The 5467-nt window shown below is 52.0% G+C and carries 4 protein-coding genes and 1 pseudogene; 2 read left to right on the top strand and 3 right to left on the bottom strand.

Annotated elements, in window-relative coordinates:
• Nucleotides 1-78 precede the first annotated feature (78 nt).
• Both VI25_RS21685 and VI25_RS28025 read left to right on the top strand, forming a co-directional pair.
• Nucleotides 79-477 carry a porin family protein gene (locus VI25_RS21685; RefSeq protein ID WP_072144887.1) on the top strand — a complete coding sequence of 133 codons (399 nt, stop codon included), beginning with the start codon at nt 79-81 and terminating at the stop codon, nt 475-477.
• 101 nt (nt 478-578) lie between these two features.
• On the top strand, nt 579-713 hold the full coding sequence (locus VI25_RS28025; RefSeq protein WP_262489995.1) for a hypothetical protein: 135 nt from the start codon (nt 579-581) through the stop codon (nt 711-713).
• Between the two features lie 193 nt (nt 714-906).
• On the opposite strand, the gene VI25_RS21690 is transcribed toward VI25_RS28025, so the two are convergent.
• The 3 genes and pseudogenes from VI25_RS21690 to VI25_RS21700 form a co-directional block, all read right to left on the bottom strand.
• Nucleotides 907-2127 (bottom strand): replication initiation protein, encoded by a 1221-nt coding sequence (locus tag VI25_RS21690; protein ID WP_045690357.1) that lies wholly within the window; start codon nt 2125-2127, stop codon nt 907-909.
• Nucleotides 2128-2925: 798 nt separating this feature from the next.
• A pseudogene (locus VI25_RS29090) lies at nt 2926-4274 on the bottom strand (gluconate:H+ symporter).
• 51 nt (nt 4275-4325) lie between these two features.
• Entirely contained in the window at nt 4326-4973 is a 648-nt protein-coding gene (locus tag VI25_RS21700; protein WP_052695682.1) for a DUF1080 domain-containing protein, read from the bottom strand.
• Between the last annotated feature and the right edge of the window lie 494 nt (nt 4974-5467).

Below are 5467 nucleotides of genomic sequence, written 5' to 3' on the forward strand. Positions count from 1 at the left end.
AGGTGATGTTCAAAACCGCTTTGGCTTTCAGGCTGGCATTACAACCACGACGACCCTGGCGTCGGGGGGCTGTTTGAGTTGCATCCTGAGTTGCTATACTCTCAGCGCGGCTACCAGATTGAGGATTTTTCGAAAACAACCTTTCACAACATTGATCTGCCGCTCTTGGCTCGCATAAATGCCGCCGGCCTTGTATTTGAAGCTGGTCCGCAAGTTGGCTACTTGTTTGCACGTAAAACGAAGTACGACGATTCGGCCATACCTGACATCACCGGTCGGGGCCAACTCAACAAGCTCCAGTTTGGCTACATTGTAGGCGTTGGCTACCAATTAGAGAGTGGCCCGAATGTTGGCATCCGCTACAACCGTAGCATTACCAAACTCTATGACGGCGATGCCGCTCTCCCCGGAGGAAATAAAATTTACAACTCAGTATTTCAGTTCCAACTGGGCTTTGCTTTCCCCGGAAGCAACTAAACAATAGGCAGCGTAGCTTCAAGTAAAGTAGCCCAGTTTCCGAAGCGGAAGCTGGGCTACTTTGTTAGCTTGGATTGCCTCTACCTACCCATTAACACACCATGTTCGTCCTACACTTCAGCCCGCAAGAACTGAAGGATCTGAGTAGTTACCCGTGCGGGCTCTTCCAAGTGCAACTAGTGCGTCGCACCATCAACGATAACCAACTGCCCATGGCTTACACTGCGCTAGTCTAGCGAGCAAACGTGCGAGCGAGAAGGATATAGTGGAGCTTATCTAGCCAGGTCACAATCAACTGGTTCAAGCGCCAATGGCCGGTTCTGACCTAACAAGGAAAGTCTCTTGATAAAGCGGCGCCCTATCATCCAGCCGGTTTATATTGTACTGGTATACGACGCCTTCCAAGCAGGCTACATTAAGAAGGGAGCCTTACCCTACCCCGTGTTTGACCAGCCATTGTGTCCCGTCCCGTTGTTCAAGTACGAAGCCATCTTGTAAGTAGACCTGCTGCAAGTGCTGCTCAAAGGTATCGGCCCGTTTGTGTCGCTGGGCATAGGGCCCAGGGTTATCGTACATGGCCTGCACCTCACTCAACCGGAAGGCTACCTCAAGGGTTGCAGTAGGCTCCTCTGCTGTCGGCTTCTTTGTGGCGGCCGTCGCTTTTGCTTGCTGATAGTCCGTAAAGAGGTACTTTTCGATCAGTGCCTTATACACAGCCCCAGCGGGTTTTTTAATCTTGCCCTTGCGGAATTGCCCCCCTATTATGCGCACGACATAGGCGATGTAATCGATATCATACTCACCGGCCTCTAACTGTCGGCTAATTACCGCCAAGCTTCTCTTTCCTACTCCTATCTCTGCCAGGGTTTGCGTCCAAGCGGGAGCTTCAGATAAGGGCGATTTTGTAGGCATAACCGTTGCCTCGTCAGGTGCAGCCAACAGGAACTTTACTTCTGATACGACTTTGCCTTGCTTCTGTAGTTCATAGGTGAAGGGCATGTCAGTCTGTTGCATCTCGTCCTGAGCCTTATCTAGAATACGAGTGCGTAGATTGTTAAAGCGTGGATACTCTCCTTCCTGCAGGTCAAGCAGGAAGCGAAGCTGCGCAATAGTGATTGTGCGCTCTTTGAAGGTGGCATATTCCTTCAAGAGCCAGTAGATGCGGTAGGAGTAGAAGCTCTTCAGTTTGTTGAGCTGCTCTAGTTGCGCCAAGGTAAAATTACCACTCTCACGCAACTGCAATAAGTAAGGCATAATCAGCGGGTTAAATGAAGCCACTACCCCTCCCCTATCGCTTTCATAAGCTGCCTTGGCCATTAGTGGAATAAACTCAAAATCGGGCTTTTTGCTGCGCTTGCGTGCTCCCTGTTGCGTGTCGACCAGCTTCTCAATATAGAGGCGGCGGGAAGTGATATTGTTACACATCTGCTTTACTTCCTCGTATGCGGAACCGCCCGTTCGCTCGTGGATGATCTCCGCCATGGGCACGAAATGCTCCCGGAATTGCTCATCTCCTGGCTCAATTCGTGTCAGCAAGGAAATGAACAAGCGCATCTCTAGCGGTACAAAACTGAAGCGTGCGTTGATCAGCGCATTGTGTTGCGCAACCGTCTTATCAACAGCAGGAGTCAAGGGCGATTTTGTAGGCATGAGGGCGTTGCAGGGCGATTTTGTAGGTGTGAAAGGGCGATTTTGTAGGCATGAATCGTCGTTTTTGTAGGCATGAAAGGGCGATTTTGTAGGCATGACCCCCTATAGTATGCACAAAGACAAGCAGTTATGGCCTCCGTAATTACTAATATAGTATATATAATTAGCTAGCTTGTTTAGGGCGATTTTGTAGGCATGAAATTTCGGTGCTGTTAAAAGTAAAAAGTAGCACAAATTTGAAAATTTTTATGGCGCATTTTTTACTATTTTATACCTTAATTGTTTGGGCTTTTTGCTGTTACGTCGACTCTAGTAGTTTCCTGCCAATGGCCGAGCAGCACCGGCTACAGCACCTAATAACGCACAAAGGGCGAAGCTTATCGTCTTTTATAAGGAAATAACGGCTTCACTTTCTCAACTTACCAACGATTTTAAGGAGAGTGTCAGCACGCTACACGCACCTAGGACACCTGTAAACTTCACTATTACGAGTGGCTAGTTGTCATCGCACCGGATCAGGTGAGGTTGCGCTCCAAGCAACAGAGCCGAACTCCTATACCTTCATAAATTGTCCTGAAGCGTGGCCGTACGGCTATATCGACGTTCCGCCTTATGTGCAGTTCCCCTAGGCTTGCGCGAGCGTTAGATGTCAGCACCTGGGCTTGACAATCAGAGATCCGAAGCTCATGGAGAGCGGAGTGACCACCTCTCCGTCTACTAGCAATTGTGTGGAAACTAGGTGCTCCTTGCTACCACTCTCTTCTCTTGCCTATAGTAGAAATGCCAGGATTTCAATGCTTACCCGATATGGGTGGGCACAAGCCCAACGGAAAGCTTCAGCAACCAGTCTAGCGCCAATACGCCTACTAGCCCAACTACTGACACGATAGTTTCCATCATCGTCCAGGAGCGGAGCGTGTCACGCACGGAAAGGTTGAAGTATTCCTTAAACAGCCAGAAGCCAGCATCATTGACATGGGAAAGCAGCAAGCTGCCCGCGCCAATGGACAGAACCATCAGGTTAGGGTTGGCGTGCGAATACGCCATGGTTGGCAGCATGACGCCCGCAGCAGTGAGACCGGCAATGGTGGCCGAACCCAGACATACTCGGATTATTGCTGCAATCAGCCAGCCCAACACCAACGGCGGCAGACCCGTACCCTGCAGCCTGGCAGCAATATCGGTGCTGACGCCGCTGGCCACTAGTACTTGCTTCAAGGCACCAGCCCCAGCAATAATGAGCAGAATTAGGGCTACTTCCTTGGCCGAGGCGGTGTAGGCCTCCATTACCGAGGCAATAGACTTGCCAAGGGCCGTTCCTAGGCTAATAGTTGCCACCAGCACGGACAGCAGCATAACGACTGCGGGTTCGGATAGAAAGGCCAGTACGGGCGCAAGTTGGGTATGGGGAGGTAGTAGCGCCTGCAGGCCCAGCACAGTTACGAGCAGCAGTACGGGTAGCAAGGACGAGAGGAAGCTGTTCAGGCGGCCGGGCAGCACCCGTTCAGGCTCCGGTTCCACTGCAAAGCTAAGCAGTGGAACCGACACAATATGGCGCAGGCGACGCCCATATACTGGCCCAGCCAGCACAATGGCTGGCACTGCAATCAGCAGCCCATAGGCAAAGGTGAGCCCCAGGTTAGCGTGGAACTGGGCAACCAGGGCGGTTGGGGCCGGGTGCGGGGCAAGAACCCGTGCATCACCGACAGAGCCGCCAGCATGGGCAAGCCCACGTACACGGCCGGCAGCTTGTACTTGTACACCACCGAAAAGATGAGCGGTACCATCAGCACAAACCCAACGTTGTAAAACAATGGAATGCCAATAATGAAGCCGGCCACCATCAGCGTCCACTGAATATAGCGGGTACCGAACGCCTCAATCAGGACGACGGCAATCTGCTGGGCGGCCCCACTGTCGGCCACCACCTTGCCGAGCATGGCCCCCAGCACAATTACAAGTACCACCGAGCCCAACGTGTCACCAAGTCCCTGGTAAATGGCTGCCATCAGGGGCGCAGGAGCCAGCCCAAAGGCAAATCCTACCCCAATGGTGACCAGTAAAAACGCTAGAAAGGCATGTAGTTTCGCCCAACTAATCAGGCCAATCAGGACCAGAATGGCCACTAGGAGTATCAGAATCGTCATAGAAGGGCTAGGCCAGCAACTGGCCTTGGTAAGCAGCGTACTAGCTTGGCCTTAGTTAAAATACTGAGCGTACTGCGTTGGCATAGCCGTCAAAGGCCGAATCATAATGTCTTTGTAATACACTTCGGCGGCTTCGCTCTGGAGCTGAATTTTACCGTGCGTGAGGGGTATTCGCTGCCCATTTTTGATATAGGCAGAGTTAGCCAGGGCCAGCACCACGTGGCCGTTCACAATGTGCAGGCTCTCTCCATTCACTTGAATTAGCTCCAACTCATTCCATTGCCCATTTGGTACTTCGTAGTTAGCTGCTGCTTGGCAAAAGCCGGAGTTCCCATTACCCATGGTTACGGAAGCTGCCGCCGGGTTGTACCGCAGAGTATCTTTCGTTGGATTGAGAGCCGCCCGAATATCGGCCGTGGAATTGGCAATGCGCCAGTAGTCGCCCATTGCATTTCCCCGCTGGTACTCCGACACTTGAAACTCCTGGCTGAGCATCCAACTGTGCCAGTAGTCGACTCCGCACTCTCCCTGACTGTTGTAGAGAATGCCACTGTCGCGGGGCTCATCCAGGCGAGGCACCCACTTTTTGTCGCCCCATTTCACTTTCAACTTGAGGTGGTAGTTAGTGAAATCCTGCTTTGTGAAAACGCAGCCGTAAATCTCCCCACTAATACGCAGCACGGGCTCTCCCTTCTGCATCACCACCGAGAAGACATTTGCTTCGTTCTTGCCGTACCCGATGGGCGGAATTGTTTTGCCCTGAGAGTTAGTTGGTACTGTACCTTGTAGCCTAGCTGGTGGCGGTAGCTCTCATAGGTCTGCCACTTGCTTAGATTGCGGTCCAGCAGCGGTTCCCACCCGGTGGGTTGCGGTGTTTTGAATGCGCTAGAAACAGATAACAGAGCCGCGGCGCTCAGTACCAAAGCGGTGATTTTTTTCATAATTGGGATTAGTAAGCGGTAGCGCAGTACCGAACGGGTTTACCACTGGTCGGGCAACTAGAAAGGTGGGTAGCCGCTGTTATGCCAATGCTTCGGCTTGAGCAACACCCCAGCTGTCATGCTCCTAGCTAGGTGCAAACAAGATGCTTCAAGCTAGGCAAATTGCAAAGCAATACTAGGAACGCTAGGTACAGAGGGGGGAGCGCAAGAGTAAGAACAGAAATTCCCGTTAAGGCAGTTGCGCAGGGCTGT

The organism is Hymenobacter sp. AT01-02, from assembly GCF_000961955.2.
In the GTDB taxonomy this organism is placed as follows: Bacteria; Bacteroidota; Bacteroidia; order Cytophagales; family Hymenobacteraceae; genus Hymenobacter; species Hymenobacter mucosus.